Here is a 26,444-nt window from a genome sequence, read left to right on the forward strand (position 1 = left end):
AAAAACTTTATTTTCTACGCTAACGAATATGAAACCCCACCGGAATCCGCCCCACCATGGGGGCGGACGCCGGTGCGGCACAGTGCAACCCACGGGCAGCGGCCAGCGCCTGTGCATCCAGATCATCATAGCCGGTACTCTGTACCAGTCGGGTGGCGGCAATACCCCCGTCTGCTGCCAGAGTGACCTCCACCACGCCTTCTCCTTCTTCGTGCAGATGCCGGGCCATGGGGGGATAATGCGTCTGCGGTGGGGTGCAGGTAAGCGTGCGCGCCCCGCTCCCTTTGGCCACATGCGCCACCGATGCCGCCGCCGATTGCACAGCAGCAGAGCCCTGAGCCGCAGGAGGTGTCGCTCCCTCTGGAGAATGCGAAGTCGGACTGGCCTTGGGTGGAGGTGGCACAGCCGCCTTGTGGAGCATTGGAGAAGACGGAGCCGAAGGCCGGTGCTCATGTGCGGAAGCGGCCTTCTGCGCGGCAACAGGCGCGGGCACACTCGCAGGCGGCAAGATATCGGTCATGGGCGGTACGGGTGGTGCATCCGCTGGCGTGACTGGCGCTTCCAGCGGGGAGGCAAGCGCCTCATCTGGCAGCGTCATCTCAGGGGGCTGCGCGGCATGAGTGAGGTTAGCCGCAGGAGGCACACTGAGCGGTTCTGCTTGCTCAGGAGATGGAGCGGGAACAGATTGCGGTTCCTGCGGCGGGGTCACAGAAGCGGGGTTCGCGGTGCTGGCGGGCCTGCTGGCCGGAGATTCAAACACCATCTCCACAGCTTTCTGCCCCGGTGCTTCAGGCGGATGTCTGGGGTGCAATGTCACCAGCAGGCAGGCTGTAATCACCCCGTGCCCCGCCACTGCCGCCAGAAGAGCCAGACTCCACACCCGGCTGGTCCGGCTCTGGCGAGCAGAGAACACGGCCCCCTCCGGCGGTGCCAGAGGAGGACAGATTTCCGGCGCACGCACGTCTGGCGTTAATGCACCGTCATCCTGCCCCAGTCTGCCGTGCGGTTTCACCCGTCCGCGTTCCTTTGTCCTTTGGTCCTGAACCGCCCATACCCACAACGCAAGGCAGATACACCCAAGCGCCCAAACGGCTGCGACTCCTTGCCACTCATGCCGCCTTACACGCGTGCCTGCCTGTTTTCCGCCCGTTTTCTGCGTGGTCTGTGTGGGCTTTTTCCGTAGTTTTATACCTCTGGCCGTTGCCTTCAATCAGAAAGATTACTTTCGCGGCAGTCACACGTTTGACACAAAGCCCCCAATAGACAAATAAAGCAAAGCCCCACCCCATTTTTGGGCCATCCTACCATGGCCCGCACAGACAGGAGTTCAGGCTGCTCTGATGGCTCGCCCCTCCCACTCTTTGCATACACTGCTGAAATGGCCGCTGGTGGTGGTGACACTGGTGGGCTTTCTCGGCCTGCTTGCCCTTCAGAGCTTTGCGCAACCGGATGAACTGCCCCGCACCACCATAGTCCGCCTTCTGGGCATGGATATTGCCGCTTCCCTCTCCGTCCCCGATGACGTTTTGGATGCAACGCCCGCTGGTGCAGTGTTCTCTGGCTCTACATCGTCTCACACAAGGCAGAAGGGTTCGGGCCTTACCTCACCAGAAAGTGCGGTAGGTCGTGCCCACCACATGGCTGCGGCCATGGCGGGTAAATCCACCCAGTCGCATTCCGGCCATCACCATAGGGCGGATGGGTGTCCACTCTGTCCGCTGCTCTCGCTACCAGCGGCGCTTCCCATGGCCGTAATGCTGGTGCCCCCACCCGTTCTGCGGTGGATGCGGCGTGGCAGTCATGCCTCCACCCCACGCGCACCGCCGAGCGTTTTGCTTGGTCTGCCCCCCTCATGTGGGCCTCCTGCCTGAACCAAAGCCTCTTCACGCCTTTCCGGCCCCATAACCGGAAAAGAGTTCTGTACGCTTTGTTTTCAGGATTGTTCTCATGATTACACTTATCAACCCACGCCGCGTGCCGACGTGGGCGTGGGTTATTGCCGCGGTGTACGCGGCCCCCACCATATCCGCCGCGCAGGCGCAAACAACGGCTGCACAGGGTAGTGCCAGACAAAGCAACACGGCCTCTGGCAGTTCCGTTGTCACCTTGCCCCGGCTGGATATCTCAACGGATGAGGAAGAAGAAACCTCCCTCTCCGATGCCCCGCTGACCGCGTCCTCGCCCGATGCTAGCTCACAGCGCATGTCCCGGCTTTCCAGCCCGGATGTGTCCTCGCTGTTCCGTAACCAGCCGGGGTTCAGTTCCTACGGCGGCGGGCGGCTGGCCAATCTGCCCGTGCTGAACGGCATGGCGGATGATCGCGTCGCCACTATTGTGGATGGCGTGCGCATCTCTCCCGCCTGCCCCAACCACATGAATCCCGCCCTCTCCTACATTGATCCGGACAGCGTGCAGACTGCCACCAGCATTGCGGGCCTGACCCCTGTCAGCAGCGGGGGCGACAGTCTGGGCGGCACCATTGATGTGGAACGGGCAGACCCGCGCTTTGCCCGCAAGGGAAAAATTCTTGTGACAGGCCGGGTGCGCGGTACCTACCGCAGCAATGGCGGGGCCTACGGGGCTTCCGGTTCCGTCACGGTTGCCAATCATCTGCTCAGCATCCGCTATACGGGTTCTTATGATCAGTCTGGCAATTATCGGGGGGGTGCGGGCATGGGCACCGTGCACTCCACCAATTACCTGACCTATAATCACGCCGTAACGGTGGGCCTGCACAAGGGCAACCATCTGGTGGCCATTACCGTGGGGCAGCAGGATACCCCGCGTGAGGGCTTTGCCAACCAGTATATGGACATGACCAACAACCGCTCCACCTTTGTAAACGGCAAATATACCGGATCATTTGACTGGGGCACGTTTGAAGCCCGTGGCTACTGGCAGCGCATTACCCACGCCATGGACATGCTGGCGGACAAGGGCGGCCATTCCGCCACCACCGGCATGCCCATGAACAATGACTCCCGTCTGGCGGGTTATTCGCTCAAGGCCACCATACCGCTGGGGCGTTTCCACACGCTCAAACTGGGCAGCGGGTTTGACCATGTGGGGTTGAATGACTGGTGGCCCCCGCTGCAAGGTAGCATGATGATGGGGCCAGATACCTACCACAACATCAATAACGGCCACCGCGATCGGCTGGGCCATTACGCCGAGTGGGAAGCCCACTGGACGCCCCGCGTTTCCACCTTGCTGGGGTTCCGCAATGATCTGATCATGATGAACACGGGAAACGTAGCTCCCTATTCATGGACCGGCATGATGAACATGACGGATGCCATGGCGGCCCGCGCCTTCAACGCCCGCAACCGGGAGCGGACGGATGTGAACTTTGATGTCACCGCCATGGCCCGCTGGAAGGTAACAGACAGCTTTACGCTGGAAGGCGGCTACGCCCGTAAATCCCGCGCGCCCAACCTGTATGAACGCTATGCGTGGGGCCGTGGCACCATGTCTTCCAGCATGATCGGCTGGTTTGGCGATGGTAACGGCTATGTGGGCAACGTGGATCTGAAGTCAGAAATCGCTAACACGGCCAGCGTGACGCTGGACTGGCATGACCCCACTGCCGCCAACAGATGGGGCCTGACGGTGCAGCCCTATTACAGCTACGTGCGCAATTACATCAACGTGGTGCAGTTGAGCACCTTCTCCAACGGGCACCATCTGCTGCAATTTGCCAATCACAACGCTCAGACCTACGGCATTAACGCCTCTGGCCATTACACGTTGTGGGACACGGCGCAATATGGCAAGGGTGAAGTCACCGGTGTGCTCAACTGGGTGCGTGGGCAGGATGAGGTCACGCATTCCGGCCTGTACCACATGATGCCGCTTAACGGTACGGTGGCGGTGCATGAAACGGTGGGACACTGGACAGGCCGGGTGGAGATGAACTTTGTCAAACCCAAGGACACGGTGGACTGGCTACGTGGCGAACCCCGCACTGCAGGCTACGCCCTGCTGAACCTTGGCGGCAGCTACACGTGGAAGATGCTAACGCTGGATGCCGGAATTGATAACGTGCTCAACCAGCCCTACTATCTGCCGCTGGGTGGTCTCTCTCTGGGCGATACACGCTATATTGGCACCACTCGTGCTCTGCCGGGCATGGGTCGCTCCTTCAATATAAGCCTTTCCGCCACGTTTTAAGACCATACATTCTCTGCCTGCGCAGAAAGAGAGCCTACAGGCAGAGAGTGAAAGTGCCTTTATGGCGGTTACGCACCTCCCCGGTTCCAGTTCAACTTAAGACCTGATATTATGAGGACGCTGGCACCGGTGTGGTCTGTGCAATCAGATGGAGGGTTCGAAGAACTCTTATTTTGGTAAGGTTGGCTGGTATTTTTCGAGTTTTGGCATACTGATTGATGATTTCTGCGATGGCATCTGATCTGCGTTTTGAGCAAGGAGAAGGCTTCCTGCTCTGGACTGCTATGCTGTGGCACTGACCCGTTCCAGAAAGAGGAAACGTCGCATATTGTAGATGATATTGGTCAGCCCGATCCTCATGGTGGCCCGTATGATACCGACAGTTCGGATGAATAGTCCGGTCTGTGATTTCTGATCTGCAAAGACATGCTCAACGCGTGATCAGATCACGGACTTGCCTGCATCGGATCGCTGAATATGACGGAGTCATGGGTTGGGGCGCGGCTTCTTCCTGGGAACCTTCGAGACGAAACCCTCTTTATCTATGAAGTCTTCATTGGCTTTTGAATGATACGATTTATAACCAAAGAATGGGATGGCCAGATATGTTGCGGGTATACTCCTGTCAGAAAAATTCTGCCCAAAAATATTTGCGCAAATCATGTATTATAATAACATAAAAAATATTTGTAATTTAAGATGCCTTTTTGTAACAAAAACACGTTAGATAATGTGCACATATGGAAACAAGTAAGGGTCTTACGTCATGTCATTACGAGTCAGATTTGATCCTGAGTATGTTGGAGAACAAATCGGACAATTATGTTTTGAAGAAAATCGTAATGTACAAGAATTAGATTTATACTTAGCTGGCGCAGCTTATGCTGTATGTTTGTCTTTAGGAAAAGAAAAGCCTTGGAAACAAAAAGATTTTGTTAATATTGGTTTATCTATTGTTCGTTCCGGAACTAAAAGATTTCTTGATCTTACAGAAAAAAACATATTGGTAAACTCGGTTCCACAAGAAAATGATATGAAGTATATGAAAAATTATGTGGGAAAATAAAAAGTTTATTTTCTGTATTTTGATTGTTTCGAATTTTTCTGACTCCGATGCTTTTGCCAAAACTGTTAAAGATATCGTTGTAGGGAAAGTTATTATCCACCCTTTTGCACAAGATCAACTCGAGGTGGGTAGTAATATACATGGCAATCAGCACTCTTCTCCATCTGCTAGTGGCCCTCATATCCGTAACGGGGTAAGAATTAATATAGCTAATCAGGTCAAGATCGGTGCCATTTGGGACTTTGGGGCGGCTCCCGGTGGACAAATGCGTCTATTCGAAGGTGCTGCCAGCTATACTGGTTTGAAACATTTTCAATTTTCTGTCGGAGTGTTCAATCCGAGTTTTGGACTGTCATCAATGCAGTCCAGAGGTGATAGCATTTTTCCTGAACGGGCAAGCGTTGCAACAATTACCCGTGGACTTGCCGCCGGTGCAAATCGTCAGGCAGTGCAAGCGTTATTTTACGGAAATTACTATCATTTAGCCATTTCTGGAACGGCTGGGACAGCTGGCCCGGGAAAAGACGGTAATCAAAGAGCAATTGTTTTTAGATCTGTGATTCTACCGATACATACCCAAGAATTCCTTATGCATGTAGGTATATCAGGTGAGTGGGTTTTTCGACCGTCTCATAAAAATTCTATGGAAGAAGGTGTATCATTTTCAGATACACCTGAAAACGACGATGGATTAAATGATAAATATATAAAGACAGGTAATATTCCAGCAAAGAGCTCTGGTGCTTTTGGTTTAGAGGGAGCTGTTGCATGGAAGAAACTATTAATAAGTAGCGAATACTATAATTTAATTGTTAATGAAAATAAAAACTCTAGAATAAACCGTCAAAATTTTTATGGATGGTATATTACTGCGGCATATACATTGGTTGGAAAGCCGCGAGCATGGAAACCCACATCTGCAAGTTTTGCTTCTCCATCATGTGATCAGAAAGTCTCTACCCTCTGCCATGCCATGGGAGTCATAGAACTGGCGACAAGGTTTTCTCAAATGGATTTAGAAAATAGTGATGTATCTGGGGGCAAGCAAAATATATGGAGCGTAAATATAAATTGGTATCCCTTGGATATCATACGAATTTCTTTGGATTATTCACACACAAAATATTACGAAAAAGAAAATTATCATAATTTTGATAGTATTTTATCAATGTTCCAAGTGTATTTTTAATTAAACTTAAGTATTTGTTGTGTAAATGGTTATAGGGGGCAGGTAGTGAAGCTGGAGGGTTCGAAAAACTCTCTGGTTTTAGGTCTCTCTCTGTGATTCCCTCTTTTGTGTGATGATTGGGGGGATGGCTCATGAAACAGTCTGGTTTTTTTGATGTTGAAGAGCGGCTTGCTCGGTTGAGTGGGCTTGGTGACCAACTTGAAGCATTTTCCCGGACTGTGGATTTTGAGGCGTTCCGCCCTGATCTGGAGCAGGCTCTGGCCTATTCAGACAGGAGCAAAGGCGGCCGTCCGCCGTTTGATCCGGTGCTGATGTTCAAAATCCTAGTCATCCAGACGTTGAACAATTTGTCTGATGAACGGACAGAGTATCTGATCAATGACCGTCTCTCTTTCATGCGCTTTCTTGGTCTGGGGCTTTCGGACCGCGTTCCGGATGCCAAAACGATCTGGTTATTTCGTGAGCGTCTGACCGAGGCAGGCGCCATCCAGCAGTTGTTCGAGCGCTTTGACGCCACCCTGCGTAACGCTGGGTATCTGCCGATGTCCGGCCAGATCCTGGATGCCACGCTGGTGGCAGCGCCAAAGCAGCGCAATACCAACGGGGAGAAAGAGGATCTTCGTGAAGGGCGGATCCCACAGGACTGGCAGGACAAGCCGGCAAAGCTGTCCCACAAGGACAGGCACGCCCGCTGGACGCTGAAGTTCACGAAGGCAAAGCGGCAGGAGGACGGGACGCTCCCGGCCACGGACCTCGCCATTCCGTTCTTTGGTTACAAATCACATGTTTCTATCGATCGAAAGTTTCGACGCGGAAATCTCACAGAAGGGTTGTACATCGGGTTAGATTATGAAAAAGTCTGTTTTGCACAAAAGAAATTTCCATAATCATCAAGAAAACCCGATGCAGACAGAGTGTAGCGCAGGCGCGTATGAGTTTCCAGCCTCCTGTGGACGGCGTGTTGTGGCCCGTTTTGACGGGGGTCGCATGAGTTCGGATGGGGGCGTCATTCTGGTGAAGCAGGCTGATGACATTCTGGGTCTCAGCCGCCGCTTTGCTGCCTGTTTTCGCGATAAGCGGCATCCTGCCTTTGTGGAATACCGGGTTGAAGTGAATTGCCCCGGGTTTTGTGGAGACAGAAAGACCCGTGAGGTAAGAAGAATTCATGAGCAATAAATCGAAGCGTTTTCCGCCTGAGTTTCGTGACCGTGCAGCCCGCATGGTTCTGGAGGAAGAGAAGAACCATCCTTCGCGGTGGTCTGCAGTGATGATGATAGCGCCAAAGCTGGATATTCATCCTGACACGCTGTCAAAATGGACCCGTCTGCATGAACGTGCCAATGCGCCTGCGGTGAGTGACCTGCCTGATCGAGAGAAGATCAGGCAACTGGAGCGAGAGAACCGCGAATTGCGGCAGGCCAATGAAATCCTGCGTAAGGCGTCGGCATATTTTGCCCAGGCGGAGCTCGACCGCATCTTCAAGCCATGACACGCTTCATTGAGGAGCACCGGCAGACATATGGTGTCGGGTCAATCTGCAGGGTTCTGTCGATTGCACCATCTGCCTATTATGCAACTGTTGCCAGACAGAAAAATCCGTGTGTGCGCAGCCAGAAAGACAAAGAACTGTGCGATGACATCCGTAGAGTGTGGAATAATAATTTCTGCGTCTATGGAGCGCGCAAGGTCTGGCATCAGCTCAGACGTGAAGGCGTGGATGTCGCCCGCTGCACGGTAGAGCGGCTGATGCGCCGGATGGGGCTGAAAGGCGTCATTCGTGGCAAGGGGGTCAGAACCACACGGCCTGATCCGCAACGTCCGTGTCCGCAGGATCTGGTGCAGCGCCAGTTTCATGCTCCTGCCCCCAACAGACTGTGGGTTTCGGATTTCACGTATGTTTCCACTTGGCAGGGCTTTGTTTATGTGGCCTTCATCATTGACGTCTTTGCACGGGTTATTGTGGGTTGGCGTGTCTCCTCAACGGCTCATACCGACTTCGTACTGGATGCCCTTGAGCAGGCTCTGTGCCAGAGGCAGCCTGAGGGAAAAGTGACCCACCATTCCGACCGCGGCTGTCAATATGTGTCCATTCGCTACACGCAAAGACTGGCTGAAGCGGGGCTCGTTGCTTCTGTCGGCAGTGTTGGGGATTCCTATGATAACGCCTTGGCAGAGACCATTAACGGACTTTACAAAACCGAACTCATCTATCGGCAGGGGCCATGGAAAAACAGGGAAGCTGTTGAACTGGCAACACTTAAATGGGTCGACTGGTTCAATAATCGGCGGCTCCTGTCCTCCATTGGAAACATCCCGCCAGCAGAAGCTGAGGCACGCTTTTATGCACAACAGAAATCACATGCATTAGCCGCTTAAATCAGATAAAAAACGTCTCCACAAAACCCGGGGCAATTCACTCTAGAGAATCTGCAAAATATCTATCATTACACATTAAGTATTTATTATTTACTTAGGTTATATTCTGTTTCATCTTTGAATGCATCAGTGTAAAGACAGTAATTGATGATCCTAATGCGAAAATTGATGCCACAAGAAGTGCTACGGCAAAACCATAAGAGAAAGCATGATGTGCATGCTGAATGGCGATTTCTTGATTGGAACCCTCTAAACCGGAAATAGCACTGGGTAGATCACCGGCAACGATGGCATCGGCGAAGTCTGATGGATGATGGCAACCAGTGCCACATCCAAAGGCGGCAACCCATTTCCTTACCATTGTTGCGAGTATGCCGCTAAGCATGGCAAAACCAAGCAAAATCCCGGAAAATCGTGAAGTCGTACTGATCCCTGACGCCATGCCAGATCGTTCTTTTGGCACAACACTCATGATAGCTTTTTGTGTTTCCCCATTGAGAAGGCCGCCCCCACTTCCAATGACGACCATGCCAGCCATAACAATGATCCATGATCCGACATATGCTCCCCATGCTGTTATTCCATTGCCAATGGCGACGCATGACAGACCACCGGCTAGAATACCGCTCGAAGAGATATGGCGTTCCAGAAGACGTCCAATATGTGGGAAAATCAACATTGCCAGGGCAAAAGGCAACATGGCGAAGCCGGCCTGAAGTGCTGAGCGGCCTAAGCCGTTTTGGAGAAATAGCGGAAGCATTGAGGCCATAACCTGAGCGGATGCTGCATAAGCAAACATCGCCCAGACAGCTCCCAGAAAACGGGGATTGGAGAATAGGCCAAGATCTAACATCGGACGTGATTGGGCACGTTCAGATGCTATGAAAATGCCTAAGGAGATACTTCCTCCAATAAAACCATTCAGGGCGTTCCATGAGGTCCAACCGCTTGCCTGACCGTTAATCATTCCCCACGTCAGACCGAACATGAATGCAGCGAAAAATATAATCCCGACCGGGTCCAGTCTTCGGGCATCAGTATCACGTGATTCTTTGACCAGAATAAAGACTGCGCCAGCAAGTAGGACGCAGATTGGAATATTGATATAAAACGCCCACCGCCAACCGAGCGCATAGGCAATAATACCACCAATAATAGGAGCAAGAACCATGGTAAGGCCCATGATACTTCCCCAAATGGCCCATGCGCGGTTCCGTTCATCTGGATTATGAAACGTATGTCCGATGATCGCTAAAGCAGGTGCTAACAAAAATGCAGCACTTACGCCCTGTAAAGCACGGGCCAGATATAGTGCTGTGGCAGATGGGGCGGCTCCGCAAAACAACGAGGTAAGGGCAAATGTCGTAATTCCAATCAGATAGATGCGACGGCGTCCATACCGATCTGCAATGGCTCCAGCGGGCAACAGGAGAGATGCGAAGCACAGAACATATGTGCTGATAACCCATTCAATATCCGCGAAACTTGCACGAAACTCGCGAGCAATGGTTGGCAGGATGATTGCCACCACATTGGTATCAAGCACAGTCAAGGCACAGCCAGTTGAAGCCGCCAGAAGGACAAATAACGGATTGGTTACGCGCGAGGATGTCATCGAGGTCCCCATCGCTTCACGATAGCATTAGAAGTTCCGATAATCAGTTCATCATGATTGGCTTGAAAGAGTTGTGTCATGGCGATGTTCCGTTGCAGAGCGCATTAGTCTGTAACGCTAGGTCATGCCTTGGTTCTCGTCATTGGTGGTTATTTTCGTTATTATTAGGTTTTGCCTAATAATGCGGGGAGGGGGATAGAGGAATGGAACTGAGACATCTCCGCTATTTTGTGGTCTTGGCGGAAGAACTTCATTTTACACGGGCGGCAGAACGGCTGAATATTTCCCCGCCCACTCTGACTGTGCAGATACAGGAAATTGAGCGCACATTATCAGCTCAACTTCTCAACCGAACAAAGCGTTCTGTGACGCTTACATCTGCGGGAGAGGTTTTCCTTTCCGAAGCACGGCGCGTGCTCAAACAATTTGCAACAGCGGAGAACGCCGGTCGTCGTGCTGGGCGCGGTGAATTGGGTCGGATAGAGATTGGTTATGTTGCGTCAGCTGCTTATACGGGGATACTGCAAGACCAGATGAACCAATTTACGCAGAATTATCCAGACGTGCTTTTAAAAGTACGTGAATTCCCCATGGATAAACTGCCTCAGTTGGTTGCGGACGGTGACGTAGATATCGGTTTTGTAAGGCTGCCTATGGCGATGCCACAGCTATTGAGTCACCATGTATTGATCCGCGATCACTTTTGCCTGGCACTTTCCGTGATTCCTGGTGTCGAAGAAAAGTCGGAAGGCCCGGTTACGCCGCACGAAATTGCCAACGCATCTTTTATATTGCCCGAGCAGGCTTTCGGCACATTTCAGGTCGCAAGTCGAGGTGGATTTACGCCCCGTATTGTTTCTACGCCAGGGAGCTTACTGGCTGTGTTGACACAGGTCTCAATTGGCAATGGTATTTCGGTTATTCCCAGTGCTTTACGAAGTGTCGTCAATTTGCCGGGCGTTGTTTTCCGCGATATTGTGGGAGAACCAATCGTTTCAGAAATTGCCGCCATTTTTCGCTCAGATGAGGTTGCACCAGCCGTACGTCATCTGATTTCTCAGATTCAAACAACAATAGCCTGAAGATTATCGGGATTTGGCATCCAGCCACGCACTGACTTTGTCGACGACATCATTTTCAATGCCAAAATACCCATGAGGTGTTAAGGAGCCACAATTCTTTTTTGATTTTGTTATTCCACCAGAAACCATGAACACGCGCACTTCAGGGCTTGCTGTCATGCCGGAAGCAATCTGTTGGGCGGCTTGAGGCGGTGCGACATCGCATCGATCATCTTGGTTGGCCACAATAAGAACAGGTACTGTCACTTTTTGCGGGGTTGCACTAAAAACAGTTTCCTTGCTGCCTCCCATGACTGATACAGATTCACTGAGCACGACACCTGCAATAGTTCCTGAAGCTGCATGCGCGGTACCGTTTACGGCAGCGATTGCGCCTTGGCTGGTTCCAAAAAGAAACACAGGCACTATTGCCTCTTCATGTGCAAAAGCAATGATACTTTGGATCAGTCCTGCATAGGTCGCGGAACTGCGCTGTCCTCTTAGATTAATATGATTGATTGTATCTGGAATAATGACTGCGTAGCCTTGTCTGTTCCATAGCCGGCGTGTTCTGACAACAAAGTTATGATCGTGTCGGATTACGCCATTTTTCCCAAGGCCAATATCACCAGAACCGCCAGGAAACATGATGATTGTTCCTCGGTGGGTTGCCGGGATGCAAAAGAGCACTCTTACGTAACCACCTCCTTTAAAAGGTATGCTGTAAACCTGTTCATTTATATCAGAACGTATGGTGCTGACAGAGTGTGACTGCTCAGGACGAGCATAAGCTGTCGTGCAAGGTATTATTAAAAAAATAATTGATACTAAAAAGACATATAAATATTCAAGCATTGCTCAGCCACAACGGAATAAGTTTCTTCATTTTTCTTACTTGTTCTAAAACAGATTTGCCACAAGGCAATAAAGTCTGAACTTGCGTGTTGTGCACAATGCTATGAGTTAAATCGTAGTAATGTGGAGACAATTGTTCTCACAGATAAGCGGCTGCGCTATGCATTGCATGGATTGTATGGGATGTAGTGCAATACAATCTTGTCGAATATATGGAAGCCGCCACGCATGTCAGCCTATCCTTATCTGGCTCACTGGAAAGAAGAAATCAGTCAAAGCCCGAATGCCATTTACCTGACACTTGCTGATGCCTTGGCTCTTTCCATCCGGAGAGGTGATTTGCGGGAAGGGGATAAACTTCCCCCGCAAAGAACGATTGCAGATTATCTTGGTACCAACCTGACAACTGTAACGCGTGCATTTACCGAGGCAAGGCGTCGTGGTCTCATTGATGCAACCGTAGGGCGGGGAACCTTTGTGCGCGTCGGTGCCGGTGAAAGCCATTGGCGCCATACCGGACCTGCGGTGGTTGATCTTACCATGAATCTGCCGCCTATTCCTCAGGATCCACCGCTCCAGCGTATTATTCAGAGTGATATCTCCGCTATCTTGAAGCAGCAGGATTTGAATAGTCTCATGTCCTACAGGGTAACTGGGGGCACTATTGAGGAGCGTCAGCTTGGCGCAAAATGGATAGCACCTGTTATCGGTCATCGGCGCATAGAAGAAGTTCTGGTTTCTCCCGGTGCGCAAAGCGCATTAGCAGCAATTGTCAGCACGCATACCCAACCAGGAGACGTGATTGTAACGGACCGTATTGCCTACCCAGGGATCCGAACCATTGCAGCGCAATTTGATCTTATTCTGGTTGGTGTAGACAGTGATGCTGAAGGCATGATGCCAGATCAGCTAGACCGAGTGTGTTCGCAACATCATCCACGACTACTCTACTGTATTCCCACCATTCATAATCCCACCACAGCGACAATGTCACTGCAAAGGCGCAAGGATATTCTCGCAGTGGCGCAGCGTCATCATTTGCACATTGCCGAAGACGATCCTTACAGCCTGTTGATGGATGAGCCACTGCCAGCGTTGGCAGCTCTGGATCATAGTCGGGTCAGTTATATTGCTACGCTTGCCAAAACATTGAGCCCAGGCCTGCGCACAGCCTACGTCGCCTTGCCGAATGCAGATATGACCCGGCGTGTGACAGCTGCCATTCGGGCGATCGCTCTGACAAATGCAGGTTTATTGAGCGCGCTTACTGCGCGGTGGATGCAAACGGGGCAAGCGGAAACGATTCTTCATGCCATCCGCAAAGAACTTCGCCTGCGGCAATCCATTGCGCGAAAGGTTTTAGGGGAAGGACACTGTTTAGGGGAAGGACACTGCATGAATCCGAACGGTCCACATGTCTGGCTGAAATTGCCTGATTGGTGGGGCAGTGCGGACTTTGTCGCTTATGCACGCCGACGTGGTCTTGCTCTGGTCCCCAGCACAGTTTTTACAATTAGTGGTGAGCCACCACAGCGCGCGCGCATCGCGCTTGGCAGCGCACCAGATGCAGCAAGTCTTGAAGAATCTTTAAATGGTGTGGTGTCCGTTCTTCAGCATAAGCGTTCTCCCGGTTTCGCCGATATTGTATGACATGGTTTTGGGTTTGGGACTCAACGGACTCATTTGATTTCGTTGAGTCTCGCCTGAATGTCCGAAAAACAAAAAAGTGCATCATTCACGAATGCGTGATTAAAAAATGACGATAAAACATATAGTTATGCGCGTCATTTGGAATTGTATGTCTTGAATATTATTTTTGTATGTTTCTGTATGCCTTTGTAAGACAATAAACTGTTAAACTTGTTTTATTTGTACTTATTTCTAAGTACATACAATATTTTGTCATTTGGTTATCCCGTGTCACGTTCACTTCGGCACAGCGGTCAGTTCCGGTTTCTGGCTGGAGATCGCATCACACGGGAGAGATATCATGCCAAAAGTCGAACATGCACCATATCAGGATGGTGATTGCTTCGTTAATTATGAAAACAAGGTTTTTGAAGACGTCAAAGCCAAACCAGGCGAAAAAGCTCTTATTACTTTTCATACCGTCGCCAATGAAGGTTCGGTTGGGTTTGTAAATCTGCTTCAGGCCACACGTCTAATCCGCAAAGGCTTTGAAACATCCGTTCTGCTGTACGGACCAGGTGTTACTCTTGGCGTGCAGCGCGGTTTCCCACGTCTGGGTGATGAAGCCTTTCCAGGGCACATGAACTGCAACAAGCAGATTGCAAAAATTATTGAAGAGGGCGGCAAAGTCTATGCCTGCCGTTTCGCGCTTCAGGCGCTCTACGGATACGGTGAGCAGAACCTGATCCCAGGCATCACGCCGATCAATCCGCAAGATGTGCTCGACATTATCCTCCTTGCGCGTCGTGACAACGCTTTCATCCTCAATACCTGGACTCTCTAAAGGCCAAAGGAAGGACCGCAAGCCATGTCACGTATCGTTCGCGCTGCTGCCATCCAGATCAGTCCCGTCCTCGGCGATGACGGTTTGGGGACAGCCCGGAAAGTCTGTCAGGCCATCCGTGAAGCCGCCGAAAAAGGTGTGAAGCTGGCGGTCTTTCCTGAAACCTTCGTGCCCTATTACCCCTATTTCTCGTTCATCCAGCCAGCTTTCCGTTTCGGCGGCGAACATCTGGAACTTTATGAACGCGCCGTCATCATTCCTGGTCCGGTGACGGACATGGTGGCCGAAACCGCACGTGATACCGGCATGGTCGTCGTGCTGGGCGTGAATGAGCGGGATTTTGGCACACTCTATAACACGCAGATCGTCTTCGACGCGACAGGTGAGATCCTTCTCAAACGTCGCAAGATCACCCCAACTTATCATGAGCGCATGATCTGGGGGCAGGGTGACGGGTCAGGGCTCAAAGTGGTGGAAAGTGCCGCTGGCCGCATCGGGGCATTGGCTTGCTGGGAGCATTACAATCCCTTGGCGCGCTACGCGCTGATGACCCAACATGAAGAAATCCACTGCGCCCAGTTTCCCGGTTCACTGGTGGGGCAGATCTTCGCCGATCAGATGGAAGTCACCATCCGTCATCACGCTCTGGAATCCGGCTGTTTCGTTGTGAATGCCACGGGTTGGCTGACGGAAGATCAGATCAAGGATATTGCGCGAGACCCTGCACTTGAAGGGCCGCTGCGAGGAGGCTGCTTTACCGCCATCGTCTCTCCCGAAGGTAAGCTTCTGGCCCCGCCTTTGACGGAAGGTGAGGGGATGGTGATTGCCGATCTTGATTTCGCTCTTATCACCAAGCGCAAGCGGATGATGGACTCTGTAGGGCATTATGCACGGCCTGAACTGCTTAGTCTGCTTCAGGATCGGCGGCCTGCCCGTACCGTTCATTACGTTGGTGAAGCCGATCCGGTTTCCACATCTACAGATGAGGCTGCGTCATGACCATTCCGACGCTCGGTACACTTTCTGGTCGCAAGCTCGTTACCGATCTCCAGTCCTTCGGACTGCAGATCGGCGAGCAGACTGGCGGCATTGCCCGCAAGGGAGGCGCTGGTCCTTCGGATCACAAGACGATCACCATTGCGGGCCAGACCGTCATGGTTCCGGTCTATACGTCTGGCGCGCAGCATTCACCGTTTCAGGCCAGCCCGCCAGACCAGCACGGGACGAGCATGCTGCTACGCGATGGGCGGGCAGTAGGTACGATCTATTTCCCGGCTGCCCCGCGCTTTTACGGGCTGAGCACGGCAGACGGTATTCCCTACTGGAAGATCGCGCTACTGCATGGCCGTGACACGCTGGCGACCACGGTGCACCAGACCTGCATCCGCTATGCCGACCGGCGCACATCCTGCCAGTTTTGCGCCATTGGCCAATCGCTGGAGGCGGACCGGACGATTGCTTACAAGACACCGGCGCAGCTTGCCGAAGTTGCCAAAGCTGCTGTGGAACTGGACGGCGTGCGCGACATGGTGCTGACGACCGGCACGCCCAATGTGGTTGATCGGGGTGCTGCCGTGCTGGCGGAGTCAGCCCGTGCCATCAAGGCGGCGGTGGATCTGCCGCTTCAGGTTCAGTGCGAGCCGCCACGTGATCACGGCTGGTTCCAGCGTTTGCGGGAAACTGGAGCCGATAGTCTGGGTATGCATCTCGAAGCCGCCACGCAGGCAGTGCGTGAGAAGATCATGCCGGGCAAGGCCACGGTCAGCGTCGATCGCTACATGGACGCTTTCGCCAGCGCCGTGCCGATCTTCGGTCGTGGGCAGGTCAATACCTACATTCTGGCCGGTCTTGGCGACAGCCCCGAGGACATTCTGGCTCTCGCCGAGCGTCTGATTGCGCTGGGGGTCTATCCCTTCGTGGTGCCGTTTGTGCCCATTTCCGGCACCCCACTGGAAAATCATGTCCCGCCTTCAGCCGAGTTTATGAAATCCGTGCTGGCACCGCTTGGGCGGATGCTCCGGGAAGCGAACATGAAATCCACCGATATCCGGGCCGGGTGTGGACGTTGTGGCGCCTGTTCCTCGCTTTCGGCGTACGAACAATGAGCACGATCCTCGAAGGTATGGAAGACCGGCCGTTCATTCCGACGGAATATGTTGTGCGCCTTGCCCGCACGCCATGGGAGCGTGCCGGTTATCATGCGCTCCGCCGTGAAGTGTTCTGCAGTGAACAGCATGTTTTTGCAGAGGATGACCGCGACGCGATTGATGAGGACGCCATTCCCATCATTGCCGCCTGCTGCATGGCGGGGATGCCGGACCGGATCGTGGGGGCAGTGCGCATTCACGAAGCAGAGCCCGGTGTGTGGCGCGGTTCCCGGTTGGCCGTGCATGCTGATCACCGCAAGCTGGGGCGGATCGGGGCGGAACTCATCCGCATGGCCGTCAGTACGGCACACGGTCTGGGGGCTACACGGTTTTTGGCCCAGGTGCAGGAACAGAATGTGCTGTTCTTTCGTCGCTTGCACTGGAAAAGTCTCAGCGTCATTACGCTGCATGGCCTGCCGCATCACGACATGGAGGCTGATCTGTCACGCTATCCGGCGCACGGTCTCGATCAGACCTGGCTGCTGCGTCCGCAACCCCGGATACGACAGGTGGCATGATGGCACATGAGCTCACCACACTCCTGCGCACGCTTCGTATGGGGCGCTCTCTTGCGGCTAAGCAGGATATTGCAGAAGTTAGCGCGATTTTAGGGACAGGTGCCAAAGCTGTCCGTCTTGGCGATGACTGCGCCGCGATCCCGGATAGCGATGGCTATCTCCTGCTGGCCAGCGAGGGCTTTCAGGACAGCTTTGTCCGCTCAATGCCGTGGTTTGCCGGGTATTGCGGCGCGATGGTCAATGTCAGCGACATCGCTGCGATGGGCGGCCGTCCCGTGGCGGTGGTGGATGCGTTGTGGAGCGATACGTCCGAGGCGGCCGCGTCCATCCTGACGGGTCTCCATGACGGTGCGAACACCTACGGTGTGCCGGTTGTTGGTGGACACACCAACATGCGCAGTACCCATAATTCGCTCTCAGTGGCAATCCTTGGTCGTGCCCGTCATCTGCTAACCAGCTTCGACGCCCAACCGGGCGAGGTGCTGATCGTTGCCATTGATCTGCGCGGTCGCTGGCACGATCCGCACCCGTTCTGGGATGCCAGTTCCGGGCTATGCGGCACAGAGGGAGCGGCCCGGTTGCGTGGGGACATCGAACTTCTGCCCACTATTGCCGAAGATGGCCTGAGCCGTGCTGCCAAGGACATCAGCATGGCCGGTCTGCTGGGGACCGCTCTCATGCTGGCCGAATGTTCAGGCATCGGCATGACCATTACGCTCGATGACATTCCACGGCCTGAGGATGCTCCGATGGAGCGCTGGCTGTCTGCATTCCCAAGCTACGGATACCTGCTGACGGCGCGTCCCAAAGATGCCCACGCGATCATAGCCCGGTTTTGTGGACGTGGCATTGCTGCTTCTGTCATCGGGCGGTGTGAGAGCACGCAGCGGCTGGATGTCATATGGGCGGACGAGAAAGAAACCTTCTGGGATCTCGCCCGGTCCTCACTCATGGGATTTGCGCCATGAGTCTGTCCATTGGCATTCTGACCCATTCGACCAATCCGCGTGGCGGCGTGGTGCACGGCATGGCGCTAGCGGAAACTCTGTGTGACGCGGGCCACGATGCAACGCTGATCGCACCGGACGTGACAGGATCGGGTTTCTTCCGCAAACCCCGTTGCGCAACCTGGTGCATCCCAGCCGCGTCTGTAACTGATCTGCCGACACTGGTGGAGCGTCGTATTGGCGAAATCAGAGACGCATTGCGCGGACAGCATTTTGACGTGCTGCATGCGCAGGACCCGATCAGCGCCAATGCTTTGGCCGATCTGGTGCGGGAAGGGCGGATACCGGGCTTTGCCCGCACGGTCCACCATCTTGACCATTTCACGCACCCGGTCCTTGCCGCGCGGCAGGAACGGGGGATCAGGGCGGCGGCCGAACTGTTTACCGTCAGCACAATGTGGGAAGATGTCCTGCGCAACGACCATGGCCGCGAAGCTCCGGTCGTGGGCAACGGGGTTGATCCCGTGCGCTTTTCACCCGTAGCAACCGCGCACGATGCCGCGTTGCGAGCGCGGTATCATCTGCCTGCCGGTCAGCACCTGATCCTGTCCGTGGGCGGGATCGAGCAGCGCAAGAACACGCTGCACTTGCTCGACGCATTTCTGGCCCTTCGTTGCGAACAGCCTGATGTGCATCTGATTGTGGCAGGCGGGGCCTCGCTGCTGGATCATTCTGCCTACCGCACCCGATTCATGGAGCGTCTGCGCGAAAGCGGTGCGGCCGATCATGTCACCATCACCGGGCCAGTTGCTGATGAAGACATGCCTTCATTCTACCGGCAGGCGGACGTGTTGGCCTATCCATCCGTAACCGAGGGGTTCGGACTGTGCCCGCTGGAAGCCCTGGCTTGTGGAATCCCCGTGGTGGTGCCAGCCGCGCTACCTTTCACGGAACATTTTTCGGCAACGGATGCGCTGTGGTGCCAACCGGCGCACCCCGACACCTTGTTCATGGCGTTGCGCGACGCCCTGCGCGTCGAAAGCCGTGACCATTTCCGGCTCAGCGGCCCCGCAACAGCCCGCCGTTTCGACTGGGACAGCGTCGCCAGTCGGCATCTCCCCGCATATCGGCGTCTCGCGGCATTACAGCACGCTGACGTCCCGGCTTCAGGAGTTTTGTCACCATGCCCGAAATGACCTTTCGCGTGCGTTGGCCCGATGGGAACGAGACCGACTGTTACTCCCCATCGCTGGTCATAAGGGACCACTTCACACCCGGTCAGGATTATCCGGTCCGGGAGTTTCTTGAAAAGGCGGATACGGCTCTGACCCAGGCGAGCGAACGGGTTCGTGCCCGTTACGGCTTTCCGTGCAGTCGCGCCCTTGGCCAGCTGCACGTCATTCAGCAGAGCAGTGCGCCTTTCCTTAATCGACCCGATGCGCAGGTGCGCGTCCTGTCTTTCAGATACTGAGACGAAAAGAACGACCATGACACAGAACGAAAAAAGCATTCCTGTTATCATCGTGGGCGGCGGACAGGCTGGGCTCTCCCTGAGCTGGTATCTCTGTCGCGAAAAAGTGGATCATATCGTTTTTGAATCCAAGACCGCCTGTCACTCATGGGACGATGAGCGCTGGGACAACTTCTGCCTGGTCACACCGAATTGGCAATGTGAACTTCCCGGCCACCCATACAAGGGAAAAGATCCACACGGCTTCATGGTGAAGCAGGAAATCATTGAATACGTCAAAGGCTTTGTTAACTCGTTCAATCCCCCGCTGCGTGAACACACAGCCGTCACCTCCATCACACGTCATGAGGCCGGTGGCTATCGTGTGGTGGCGGGCGGTGAGACCTGGCACACAAAGCATGTGGTCATCGCCTCGGGAGCGTACCAGGATGCGGTGATCCCCGGATATGCGAGTGCTATCGATCCATCAATCTTTCAGGTTCACTCGCAGGATTACCGCAATGCGGCCCAGTTGCCTGAAGGGGCTGTCCTGGTCGTGGGCAGCGGTCAGTCCGGTGCACAGATCGTCGAGGACCTGTTCCTTGAAAAACGCAAGGTCCATCTGTGTGTCGGCTCCGCCCCGCGTGTCTCACGCTTTTACCGTGGCCGTGACGTTGTGGACTGGCTGGCGGATATGCACTTCTATGATCTGACGGTGGATAATCACCCCTTACGGGAAGGGGCGCGGGATAAGACCAACCATTATGTCACCGGCCGCAATGGGGGGCATGACCTTGATCTGCGTCTTTTTGCAAAAGAAGGGGTAGGATTGCATGGTACGCTTGAGACAATCCGTGATGAGGTTGCGCATTTTCTTCCAGATCTAAAGCAACATCTCGACGATGCGGACAAGACCAATGCAGACATCAAGAAATCCATTGATGCCTATATTGCTCGCGAAAACATCAATGCACCGACGGAAGCGCCTTACGTACCTGTCTGGCAGCCTGATGGAAGCAACACGCCGCTCGATCTGAAGGCCGCTGGAATCACATCGATCGTCTGGTGCATCGGCTTCCGTCCGAACTACCGCTGGATCGATGTGCCCGTCTTCAACGGTGCTAACAAGCCGGTCTGGCATCGGGGCGTGACGGATGCGCCGGGCTTTTATTTTCTTGGTCTGCCATGGCTGCATACATGGGGCTCCGGGCGGTTTTCCGGCATTTCCCGTGATGCTGCGTGGCTGGCCAGCCAGATCACCGGCAAAGACGTGCCCATAGCCTGATCGGAGTATGCGCCATGCTTCCATGGACAACTTATGAAGCGATGTATGATGCGGCACTGAACCAGCCAGAGGAATTCTGGCTCAGTGCGGCGCAGCGTATCACATGGAAGCAGGAGCCTGCGATGGCCTGCCGGGAGCGAACAGACGGTTGGCATGACTGGTTCCCTGACGGCACGCTCAATACCTGCCACAATGCCGTAGACCGGCATGTGGAGAATGGTCGCGGTGAGCAGGTAGCGTTGATCTGGCATTCTTGCGCCACCAAGGAACAGCAGGTCGTGACCTATCGCGAACTGCAGGACAGGGTGGCCGGATTTGCCGGCGGCCTACGCCTGCTCGGAGTGGAGAAAGGCGACTGCGTTCTGATTGCCATGCCGACCATGATCGAGACAGCCATAGCTATGTTGGCATGTGCGCGGATAGGGGCTGTGCATGTTGTGGTTTTTGCCGGTTATGCCGGACCGGAGTTGGCACGACGGATTGATGATGTGGCTCCGAAAGTCATTATCATTGCCAGTTGCAGCTTTCAGGGACAGACGCCCATTCCGTCTGCCCCTGCTCTGAATGATGCACTTGCTTTGGCAGCGTACCTGCCACAGGCTTGCGTGATTGTGCAACGCGCAGCATGTCGGACATCATTGATGCCATTGCGGGATCATGATTTCCATACGCTGGAACAGTCCACGTCTGTAGAGGCCGTCGTGCTACGCTCCGAAGATCCACTCTATATTCTTCACACATCTGGCACGACGGGGCACGCAAAAGGCATTGTGCGTGATAATGGCGGCCATGCTGTGGCTCTCGCCTTGTCCATGGACGTGATCTACGGCTGCGAACCCGGTGATACCTTCTTTACTACATCGGACCTTGGCTGGGTTGTTGGTCATTCCTATGGTGTTTATGCGCCGCTGATCAGCGGCTGTACCAGCGTCATCGTCGAAGGCGGTGCATCTGCGTCCGCCATTCGCACGCTCTGTCATGAGCATGGAGTGAAATGCCTGTTTACCACGCCCACTCAGATGCGTCTCATGCGACAGGAGAGCCGTCATCTGTCAGAGGTGATCCTGCCCGCTCTTGCCCGTGTTTTCGTAGCTGGAGAGTATGCGGATCCGACGTTGCTGGAGTGGGCTCGATCCTACTTTCGCACACCTGTGGTCAATCACTGGTGGCAAACGGAAACGGGATGGAGCATCACCGCGCATTTCTTCGGTCTACCCGAACGTGAGCCAGTTTCTCTCATGAATGACATCGGGCGGCCTGCGCCGGGATTTCGTCCGGCCATCGTGCCCTCCATACCCGGTGAGCAGTGCGGGGAGATCGTTCTTTCGCTGCCGTTACCGCCTGGGTGTCTCGCTGGAATATGGAAGAATGGGGCTATCCGTGTTCCGTCCGCTTATCTTGATGAAACGCGCAGGTATTACCGCACCTTCGATGAAGGCATGATTCAGGCCAACCGCGCAGTTCATATGCTCGGACGTTCCGATGATGTCATCAAGGTTGCAGGAAGGCGGATTTCCGGCGTGCAGATCGAAAAGATCATCGCCACCCATCCTGCCGTTCACGCGTGTGCCGTGGTCGCAATTCCAGATGAACTGAGAGGGCAGCGACCTATCGCTTATGTCGTTCCTGATTCCGAGGCGGAATGTATGCCTTCTTCCGAGGAAATCGTTGCGCGGATCAACGAAGTCCTCGGGCGTTGGGTTGGTCTGAAAGAAGTCCGCTTCGTCGGGCGATTGCCAACCACCGTATCCGGAAAAATTACGCGAAAACGCTTGCTGGTGTCCTAATGGTACCAACATGGCCTTCTGTGTAAGGGGTGACCAGATCTTAGATGGCCTGACCACCGGAGACTTCAATCCGTTGTGCATTCACCCAGCGATTGTCCTCGGAGAGCAGCGATGCGATCATGGGGCCGATATCGTCTGGCAGTCCTGGACGTCCAAGCGCGGTTACTTCCGCGATGTGGTGAGCAATCTCGGGGTTATCGCGTACCATACCTCCTGAGAAATCTGTCTGAATTGCACCTGGCGCTACTGTGTTAACAGCAATGCGGCGCGGTCCGAGTTCCTTGGCCATGTAATGCGTCATGACTTCCACGGCGCCTTTCATAGCAGCGTACGCAATCCAGCCAGGATAGGCAAAGCGTGTCAGTCCAGATGAGATGTTCACGATCCGGCCACCGTTCGCGATCAGCGGCAAAAGTGTCTGCGTCAGGAAAAATGGACCCTTGGCATGTATGCGGTAGGCAGCATCGAAATCTTCTTCTGTCACCTCGCCGAATAGCCCGCTATGGGACGTACCTGCCATGTTGACCAGATAATTGAAACGTTCGCTTCCCCATACGCGCAGCACGCGCCGGACTTCGTCGGCAAAGGCAGGAAAGGCGTGCGTATCTCCAGTATCGAGTTGCAGAGCGACTGCACGGGCTCCGCTGTGCTGGACACTTTTGACCACTTCATCAGCTGCGGATTTGTTGGTGTGATAGGTAAAGAGAGATGAGACGCCGCGTTGGGCGAGAGCTTCAACGGTTGCGCGGCCCAGTCCACGGCTTCCGCCCGTGACAATGGCAATGGTGTGTGCTTCTGGCATGGATATCTCCATCTGTTGAGAAACCTATCTTGGCCATAACGATGTCTGTTCGATAAGATCACTCTTTCCGTCAGCATTGTTTTGCTCCATGAAACAATCCTATGGACAGGTTTGCGACACTTAATCTCTTTTTGCGCATTGTTGATCGTGGCAGTTTCACTGCCGCCGCTGCGGACTGCGGTATTTCGCGTCCGGTAGCGACTGCAGCGATCAAAAGATTGGAACAAAGACTTGGCACGCGGTTGCTACATCGCTCAACACGTCATGTTCGACCTACCGAGGAAGGCGCTACCTACTATCGCCGGTGTGTGGCGATCCTGGCGGATCTTGAGGATGCAGATCGTGGCGCGAGTGGTGCTGTAGCAGGTCTGTTGCGGGCCCATGTGATTGGGCGTCTGGCGCGGATGATCCTGCTACCAGCGCTTCCAGATTTTATGACAAGGCATCCGGCATTGACCGTTCATCTCGGTGAGGGCGAACGGTTTGTTGATTTGGTGCGCGAAGGGGTGGACTGCGTTGTACGGGCTGGAAGCCTGTCGGACAGCGACATGATCGTCCGGCCTCTCGGCGTGATGGAGGAGGTGACGCTCGCCAGCCCAACCTATCTGGCGCGGCACGGAATGCCTGCCTCTCCTGACGATCTCGAGGGGCATCAGATGATCGGCTTCGTATCCTCACGTACCGGCCAGCCCCTGCCATTGGAGTTTACGCGCGGAGAGGATGTGATTGAGAGGTCACTCCCTGCACGTTTGTTGGTCGGGGGCGTGGATACCTATGCCGAAGCAGCCAGGCTCGGTTTTGGCATCGTGCAGGTTCCACGCTATGGATTTGCCGATGATCTTGCAAATGGCACCTTGATCGAGGTTCTCCCTGATTTCCCTCGGTAATCCCCCCATTTTTAGTGGGGCATTGAATGAGAATTCAGGCAGCTGTTTTTAGTTTCTGGGCGGGGGTTAGCCCGCTGTTCCCCATGTTGGGTCTGTCATGGTTATATGTCCAGAGCCATTGTGTTGCGACCTCCTGTACGTCCTGAATGCTTTCAAACAAATACTGCTCCAGCCATTCCTGCCGGACAGTTCTGTTGTAGCGTTCAATATAGGCGTTCTGCTGCGGATTACCCGGTTGCGTATAGATCAGGGTAATCCCCTGTTTTTCGGCCCATGAAACCAACGTATGACTGACATATTCAGGGCCATTATCCATTCGGATGGCTTCTGGCCTGCCACGCCACTCCATAACCTGTTCCAGACAGCGGACAACCCGACAGGCTGGCAGGGAAAAATCACCCTCGATCGCCAGTCCTTCACGATTGAAGTCATCCAGAATGTTCAGGAGCCGAAAAGCACGTCCATCCATCAGCCTGTCCGCCATAAAATCCATGGACCAGACCCTGTTGGGAAGGGCCGGAACCGACAGCTTTTCAGGCTTTTCGCGAACCAGACGCCTGCGGGGTTTAATCCGCAGGTTGAACTCCAGTTCCCGATAGATCCGATAAACCCGCTTATGATTCCAGAGCTGTCCCTGCACATTGCGCAGATACAGGAAACACAGACCAAATCCCCATCTCCTGTGAGCCTGGGTCAGTCCCACCAGAAGAGCGGCAATCCTGTCGTTCTCCGCTGCCAGTCGCGGACGATAGCGAAAGCAGGTCTCGGATATCCCAAAAATCCGACAGGCCAGCGCAATGCTGACCCCATGATGCGCCACAGCCTGTGCGGCCAGTTCCCGGCGCTGGGCTGGCCGCTTCATTTTTTTCCCAGGGCTTCCTTCAGGATATCCGTCTGCATGCTCAGATCCGCATACATGCGCTTCAGCCGACGGTTCTCCTCTTCCAGAGCCTTCATCTGACTGATCATCGAAGCATCCATGCCGCCATATTTCGCGCGCCACCGGTAAAACGTGGCGTTGCTGATCCCATGCTCCCGGCACAGGTCAGGAACCGGGACACCGCCCTCAGCCTGGCGGATCACACCCATGATCTGGGCGTCAGTAAAGCGATCACTCTTCATCAGAATCTCCTCAATTCTTACGCTGAGAAAATTCTCATTCAAAAATCACTCTTTTTATGGGGGGATTACCCTACTTCGTCGAACCAAACCTTTCTGGTCGCGCGGCAACCCGGCCTGAGACCTATCGGTCCTTCGGTCTCCGGTTTCCCATGAAAAAGCGAAGCGACACAAAAGAGCAATTTAAACGCAGGGTTTCCGGCCAGCAGGAGAAAGACACCCCCGGTGTACAACAGGAAGGCGCTTACTGGCTGCTTGGTTCGAATGCAACGCAAGCCGGGTCTCTTCATTGCGACCTCTGGCGCGGGCGGGCGATTGACCTCGCCTTGCATGATGCTATTGGGGTCTATCCTGTTACCGGCTGGTGGAAAACTCATCCCGGTCAGAAGAGGTTCAATGACAAGGGGCGTTATGCTTTGGTTGTTTCAATTTCCGCACCTGGACATAATGTCGATATGCATGCTGAGATTAGTGCCATCGTTGCCGCCAAGATAGCCTCGATGGTCACTTCGTAACCATTGGCTTGAGAAGTATGGTGGATTGCTTCTGAAGTTTCTTTGCGCATTGTCCTTTAAGTGCCGAGTATTTTGCCGTCTGTGAACGCCTCTTTTCTGCCGTTTCCGCAACCGATCAGGTTTCTCGAATGCAGACATCAGCATCGACCATCTTTCGCTTCATTTGTACCAACAGCTGTGAT

At 54.1% G+C, this 26,444-nt stretch carries 23 protein-coding genes, 3 pseudogenes and 1 other annotated feature; of the genes and pseudogenes, 20 read left to right on the forward strand and 6 right to left on the reverse strand.

Annotated features, from left to right (window positions below; all coding sequences use genetic code 11):
* Window positions 1-19: 19 nt before the first annotated feature.
* Window positions 20-1,012, reverse strand: coding sequence for a TonB family protein (locus WG31_RS13335; protein ID WP_039892090.1), 993 nt, complete (start codon window positions 1,010-1,012; stop codon window positions 20-22).
* A gap of 328 nt (window positions 1,013-1,340) precedes the next feature.
* Here WG31_RS13335 and WG31_RS13345 point away from each other — a divergent pair, with 328 nt between their 5' ends.
* Both WG31_RS13345 and WG31_RS13350 read left to right on the forward strand, forming a co-directional pair.
* Complete coding sequence (locus WG31_RS13345) at window positions 1,341-1,871, forward strand: DUF2946 family protein (RefSeq protein ID WP_006117545.1); 531 nt, start codon at window positions 1,341-1,343, stop codon at window positions 1,869-1,871.
* Window positions 1,872-1,947: 76 nt separating this feature from the next.
* A complete protein-coding gene (locus WG31_RS13350; RefSeq protein ID WP_006117546.1) occupies window positions 1,948-4,170 on the forward strand; it encodes a TonB-dependent receptor in 2,223 nt (740 codons plus the stop codon).
* 282 nt (window positions 4,171-4,452) lie between these two features.
* On the opposite strand, the pseudogene WG31_RS15175 reads toward WG31_RS13350, so the two are convergent.
* Window positions 4,453-4,797, reverse strand: a pseudogene (locus tag WG31_RS15175) (IS5/IS1182 family transposase); the annotation flags it as partial.
* Between the two features lie 139 nt (window positions 4,798-4,936).
* Here WG31_RS15175 and WG31_RS13355 point away from each other — a divergent pair.
* The 5 genes and pseudogenes from WG31_RS13355 to WG31_RS13380 all read left to right on the forward strand — a co-directional run bounded on the left by WG31_RS13355 (window position 4,937) and on the right by WG31_RS13380 (window position 8,801).
* Window positions 4,937-5,236 (forward strand): hypothetical protein, encoded by a 300-nt coding sequence (locus tag WG31_RS13355; RefSeq protein ID WP_019088957.1) that lies wholly within the window; start codon window positions 4,937-4,939, stop codon window positions 5,234-5,236.
* On the forward strand, window positions 5,223-6,425 hold the full coding sequence (locus tag WG31_RS13360) for an OprO/OprP family phosphate-selective porin (protein WP_006117547.1): 1,203 nt from the start codon (window positions 5,223-5,225) through the stop codon (window positions 6,423-6,425). Before WG31_RS13355 ends, WG31_RS13360 begins: the two co-directional genes overlap by 14 nt.
* 131 nt (window positions 6,426-6,556) lie before the next feature.
* Window positions 6,557-7,228: pseudogene (locus WG31_RS13365) on the forward strand (transposase); the annotation flags it as partial.
* A gap of 100 nt (window positions 7,229-7,328) precedes the next feature.
* Window positions 7,329-7,535 (forward strand): annotated as a pseudogene (locus tag WG31_RS13370) (transposase); the annotation flags it as partial.
* A gap of 55 nt (window positions 7,536-7,590) precedes the next feature.
* A protein-coding gene (locus WG31_RS13380; protein WP_096884248.1) for an IS3 family transposase occupies window positions 7,591-8,801 on the forward strand; the annotation gives its coding sequence in 2 pieces (ribosomal slippage) (window positions 7,591-7,876 and window positions 7,876-8,801; 1,212 coding nt in all).
* Window positions 7,869-7,985 (forward strand) — a sequence feature (AL1L pseudoknot). Its footprint overlaps the gene before it by 117 nt.
* Window positions 8,802-8,895: 94 nt before the next feature.
* Here WG31_RS13380 and WG31_RS13385 read toward each other — a convergent pair.
* Window positions 8,896-10,416 (reverse strand): MFS transporter, encoded by a 1,521-nt coding sequence (locus WG31_RS13385; protein ID WP_063354997.1) that lies wholly within the window; start codon window positions 10,414-10,416, stop codon window positions 8,896-8,898.
* 203 nt (window positions 10,417-10,619) lie between these two features.
* On the opposite strand from WG31_RS13385, the gene WG31_RS13390 reads away from it, so the two are divergent.
* Complete coding sequence (locus tag WG31_RS13390) at window positions 10,620-11,498, forward strand: LysR substrate-binding domain-containing protein (protein WP_012813226.1); 879 nt, start codon at window positions 10,620-10,622, stop codon at window positions 11,496-11,498.
* A gap of 3 nt (window positions 11,499-11,501) precedes the next feature.
* On the opposite strand, the gene WG31_RS13395 is transcribed toward WG31_RS13390, so the two are convergent.
* A complete protein-coding gene (locus WG31_RS13395) occupies window positions 11,502-12,125 on the reverse strand; it encodes an alpha/beta hydrolase (RefSeq protein ID WP_082823246.1) in 624 nt (207 codons plus the stop codon).
* 435 nt (window positions 12,126-12,560) lie between these two features.
* On the opposite strand from WG31_RS13395, the gene WG31_RS13400 reads away from it, so the two are divergent.
* The 10 genes from WG31_RS13400 (at window position 12,561) to WG31_RS13445 (ending at window position 22,939) form a co-directional block, all read left to right on the forward strand.
* Window positions 12,561-13,982: an aminotransferase-like domain-containing protein gene (locus tag WG31_RS13400; protein ID WP_063354999.1), complete on the forward strand. Its 1,422-nt coding sequence runs from the start codon at window positions 12,561-12,563 to the stop codon at window positions 13,980-13,982.
* Between the two features lie 340 nt (window positions 13,983-14,322).
* Window positions 14,323-14,805, forward strand: coding sequence for an MSMEG_0572/Sll0783 family nitrogen starvation response protein (locus tag WG31_RS13405; RefSeq protein WP_045543339.1), 483 nt, complete (start codon window positions 14,323-14,325; stop codon window positions 14,803-14,805).
* Window positions 14,806-14,829: 24 nt separating this feature from the next.
* Complete coding sequence (locus WG31_RS13410) at window positions 14,830-15,804, forward strand: Nit6803 family nitrilase (protein WP_063355000.1); 975 nt, start codon at window positions 14,830-14,832, stop codon at window positions 15,802-15,804.
* The gene (locus WG31_RS13415) at window positions 15,801-16,910 is read left to right on the forward strand and encodes an MSMEG_0568 family radical SAM protein (RefSeq protein WP_063355001.1); all 1,110 of its coding nucleotides are present in this window, start codon (window positions 15,801-15,803) and stop codon (window positions 16,908-16,910) included. The genes WG31_RS13410 and WG31_RS13415 overlap by 4 nt, the downstream gene beginning before the upstream one ends.
* Window positions 16,907-17,470, forward strand: a complete 564-nt coding sequence (locus WG31_RS13420; protein ID WP_063355002.1) for an MSMEG_0567/Sll0786 family nitrogen starvation N-acetyltransferase — start codon at window positions 16,907-16,909, stop codon at window positions 17,468-17,470. Before WG31_RS13415 ends, WG31_RS13420 begins: the two co-directional genes overlap by 4 nt.
* Complete coding sequence (locus WG31_RS13425) at window positions 17,467-18,438, forward strand: sll0787 family AIR synthase-like protein (protein WP_193561004.1); 972 nt, start codon at window positions 17,467-17,469, stop codon at window positions 18,436-18,438. The genes WG31_RS13420 and WG31_RS13425 overlap by 4 nt, the downstream gene beginning before the upstream one ends.
* A complete protein-coding gene (locus WG31_RS13430) occupies window positions 18,435-19,613 on the forward strand; it encodes an MSMEG_0565 family glycosyltransferase (protein ID WP_063355003.1) in 1,179 nt (392 codons plus the stop codon). The genes WG31_RS13425 and WG31_RS13430 overlap by 4 nt, the downstream gene beginning before the upstream one ends.
* On the forward strand, window positions 19,601-19,888 hold the full coding sequence (locus WG31_RS13435; RefSeq protein WP_020936672.1) for an MSMEG_0570 family nitrogen starvation response protein: 288 nt from the start codon (window positions 19,601-19,603) through the stop codon (window positions 19,886-19,888). Before WG31_RS13430 ends, WG31_RS13435 begins: the two co-directional genes overlap by 13 nt.
* A gap of 16 nt (window positions 19,889-19,904) precedes the next feature.
* Entirely contained in the window at window positions 19,905-21,152 is a 1,248-nt protein-coding gene (locus WG31_RS13440) for an MSMEG_0569 family flavin-dependent oxidoreductase (protein WP_035366434.1), read from the forward strand.
* 14 nt (window positions 21,153-21,166) lie between these two features.
* Window positions 21,167-22,939: an AMP-binding protein gene (locus WG31_RS13445; protein WP_063355004.1), complete on the forward strand. Its 1,773-nt coding sequence runs from the start codon at window positions 21,167-21,169 to the stop codon at window positions 22,937-22,939.
* Between the two features lie 40 nt (window positions 22,940-22,979).
* Here the strand turns inward: WG31_RS13445 and WG31_RS13450 are convergent, their stop codons facing one another.
* Window positions 22,980-23,741: an SDR family NAD(P)-dependent oxidoreductase gene (locus tag WG31_RS13450; RefSeq protein WP_063355005.1), complete on the reverse strand. Its 762-nt coding sequence runs from the start codon at window positions 23,739-23,741 to the stop codon at window positions 22,980-22,982.
* Window positions 23,742-23,842: 101 nt separating this feature from the next.
* On the opposite strand from WG31_RS13450, the gene WG31_RS13455 reads away from it, so the two are divergent.
* Window positions 23,843-24,628 carry a LysR family transcriptional regulator gene (locus tag WG31_RS13455; RefSeq protein ID WP_006116390.1) on the forward strand — a complete coding sequence of 262 codons (786 nt, stop codon included), beginning with the start codon at window positions 23,843-23,845 and terminating at the stop codon, window positions 24,626-24,628.
* Window positions 24,629-24,662: 34 nt separating this feature from the next.
* Here the strand turns inward: WG31_RS13455 and WG31_RS13460 are convergent.
* A protein-coding gene (locus WG31_RS13460; protein WP_114012474.1) for an IS3 family transposase occupies window positions 24,663-25,750 on the reverse strand; the annotation gives its coding sequence in 2 pieces (ribosomal slippage) (window positions 24,663-25,489 and window positions 25,489-25,750; 1,089 coding nt in all).
* Window positions 25,751-25,899: 149 nt separating this feature from the next.
* On the opposite strand from WG31_RS13460, the gene WG31_RS13470 reads away from it, so the two are divergent.
* Window positions 25,900-26,262 carry a hypothetical protein gene (locus WG31_RS13470; protein ID WP_012813198.1) on the forward strand — a complete coding sequence of 121 codons (363 nt, stop codon included), beginning with the start codon at window positions 25,900-25,902 and terminating at the stop codon, window positions 26,260-26,262.
* Window positions 26,263-26,444: the final 182 nt, after the last annotated feature.

It is taken from the genome of Acetobacter oryzifermentans, assembly GCF_001628715.1.
Taxonomy (GTDB): domain Bacteria; phylum Pseudomonadota; class Alphaproteobacteria; order Acetobacterales; family Acetobacteraceae; genus Acetobacter; species Acetobacter oryzifermentans.

What these genes read in the sequence shown, in the direction of transcription:
- WG31_RS13415 (WP_063355001.1), top strand. Translation starts at nt 15,801, where the DNA reads ATGACCATTCCGACGCTCGGTACACTTTCTGGTCGCAAGCTCGTTACC.
- WG31_RS13355 (WP_019088957.1), top strand. Translation starts at nt 4,937, where the DNA reads ATGTCATTACGAGTCAGATTTGATCCTGAGTATGTTGGAGAACAAATC.
- WG31_RS13445 (WP_063355004.1), top strand. Translation starts at nt 21,167, where the DNA reads ATGCTTCCATGGACAACTTATGAAGCGATGTATGATGCGGCACTGAAC.
- WG31_RS13435 (WP_020936672.1), top strand. Translation starts at nt 19,601, where the DNA reads ATGCCCGAAATGACCTTTCGCGTGCGTTGGCCCGATGGGAACGAGACC.
- WG31_RS13450 (WP_063355005.1), bottom strand. Translation starts at nt 23,741, where the DNA reads ATGCCAGAAGCACACACCATTGCCATTGTCACGGGCGGAAGCCGTGGA.
- WG31_RS13395 (WP_082823246.1), bottom strand. Translation starts at nt 12,125, where the DNA reads ATGTTTCCTGGCGGTTCTGGTGATATTGGCCTTGGGAAAAATGGCGTA.
- WG31_RS13410 (WP_063355000.1), top strand. Translation starts at nt 14,830, where the DNA reads ATGTCACGTATCGTTCGCGCTGCTGCCATCCAGATCAGTCCCGTCCTC.
- WG31_RS13345 (WP_006117545.1), top strand. Translation starts at nt 1,341, where the DNA reads ATGGCTCGCCCCTCCCACTCTTTGCATACACTGCTGAAATGGCCGCTG.
- WG31_RS13420 (WP_063355002.1), top strand. Translation starts at nt 16,907, where the DNA reads ATGAGCACGATCCTCGAAGGTATGGAAGACCGGCCGTTCATTCCGACG.
- WG31_RS13430 (WP_063355003.1), top strand. Translation starts at nt 18,435, where the DNA reads ATGAGTCTGTCCATTGGCATTCTGACCCATTCGACCAATCCGCGTGGC.
- WG31_RS13350 (WP_006117546.1), top strand. Translation starts at nt 1,948, where the DNA reads ATGATTACACTTATCAACCCACGCCGCGTGCCGACGTGGGCGTGGGTT.
- WG31_RS13440 (WP_035366434.1), top strand. Translation starts at nt 19,905, where the DNA reads ATGACACAGAACGAAAAAAGCATTCCTGTTATCATCGTGGGCGGCGGA.
- WG31_RS13390 (WP_012813226.1), top strand. Translation starts at nt 10,620, where the DNA reads ATGGAACTGAGACATCTCCGCTATTTTGTGGTCTTGGCGGAAGAACTT.
- WG31_RS13455 (WP_006116390.1), top strand. Translation starts at nt 23,843, where the DNA reads ATGGACAGGTTTGCGACACTTAATCTCTTTTTGCGCATTGTTGATCGT.
- WG31_RS13470 (WP_012813198.1), top strand. Translation starts at nt 25,900, where the DNA reads ATGAAAAAGCGAAGCGACACAAAAGAGCAATTTAAACGCAGGGTTTCC.
- WG31_RS13425 (WP_193561004.1), top strand. Translation starts at nt 17,467, where the DNA reads ATGATGGCACATGAGCTCACCACACTCCTGCGCACGCTTCGTATGGGG.
- WG31_RS13385 (WP_063354997.1), bottom strand. Translation starts at nt 10,416, where the DNA reads ATGACATCCTCGCGCGTAACCAATCCGTTATTTGTCCTTCTGGCGGCT.
- WG31_RS13405 (WP_045543339.1), top strand. Translation starts at nt 14,323, where the DNA reads ATGCCAAAAGTCGAACATGCACCATATCAGGATGGTGATTGCTTCGTT.
- WG31_RS13400 (WP_063354999.1), top strand. Translation starts at nt 12,561, where the DNA reads ATGTCAGCCTATCCTTATCTGGCTCACTGGAAAGAAGAAATCAGTCAA.
- WG31_RS13360 (WP_006117547.1), top strand. Translation starts at nt 5,223, where the DNA reads ATGTGGGAAAATAAAAAGTTTATTTTCTGTATTTTGATTGTTTCGAAT.